This window comes from Hydrogenophaga aquatica (genome assembly GCF_054780915.1).
On the sequence record NZ_BAAGVK010000013.1, the window covers coordinates 1 to 933 of the forward strand.

The 933-nt window shown below is 43.0% G+C and carries 1 protein-coding gene; it reads right to left on the minus strand.

Annotation, left to right across the window (positions count from 1 at the left end):
- Positions 1-303: 303 nt before the first annotated feature.
- The gene (locus ACYVHH_RS11900) at positions 304-813 is read right to left on the minus strand and encodes a hypothetical protein (RefSeq protein ID WP_460565393.1); all 510 of its coding nucleotides are present in this window, start codon (positions 811-813) and stop codon (positions 304-306) included.
- Positions 814-933 lie beyond the last annotated feature (120 nt).

Consider the following 933-nt stretch of genomic DNA (forward strand, 5'->3'; position numbering starts at 1 on the left):
CGTCAACGCAATCAGAGAGCCGGCACCACGACTGACCGCTGGCTGAAAACGAATATTTCAGGGCCGACTAGATAGGGAATTTTGAACGCTTAAAATATGACCAGAAAATAAAAAATACAGGCCACAACATCAAATTAAGAACCGCGGTGCGGGAACCGCTCAAATAGATTCCAACAACAAGTACCGGGACACTTATCCACAACAGAAAAATCAGGAGACGAGAGGCAACCACACCTCTATACAACATATACCCCACCACTCCCAAACCAATGACAAGCAAAGTACCCAAATTATTGGCCTGCCCTATATTAGAGGAAACTCGCCCCCCCCTTGAGAATAAAGTATAAAACTAGGATCCCAATCTCCAGCAGAGACAACACCACTCCATTGAAGAATCGCCACAAAAGCCGACAAAACCGCCGCAAAAAGAATAACAAGCAAAATCAAGCTTAGATACGACGTCGATCGCAAATTCACACCAACGACATAAGCCACCCAAGTAGCCAATAAATACAAAACAAATAACCCAGCCGAAGTTAACTCCACCCCCAATCCTTCACCAAACACAGCATATACGACGACCGTCAACAACAACAACAACCAAACAAGAGGATTTACCAAAAGCAACCGCCCCTCAAAAATAAAAAGCGATATCAAAAAACCCAAAAATAAAAAAAATAACCACTCATTGTAAAATGTTGTCCAAGGCAAAAAATGAATTGGGGCCATATAACTAAAGAATAAAGAGGCCACCGACAATATCAGCACAAGAAGACGGGACATCTTGGCCAAAGAAGGAAATTTATTTGCCATAAAAAAAGCCAAGCTAGAAATCTAGCTTGGCCCCATTGTCAACTTAAAAATTAGGGAAGGTCTGCACAACCACCGCTGACGCGGCCGTTGTCGGTTGATTTTTCAGATGACGACATTGCT

Bases quoted from the DNA above. Each gene is read 5' to 3' on its own strand.
- ACYVHH_RS11900 (WP_460565393.1), bottom strand. From the start codon at position 813: ATGGCAAATAAATTTCCTTCTTTGGCCAAGATGTCCCGTCTTCTTGTG.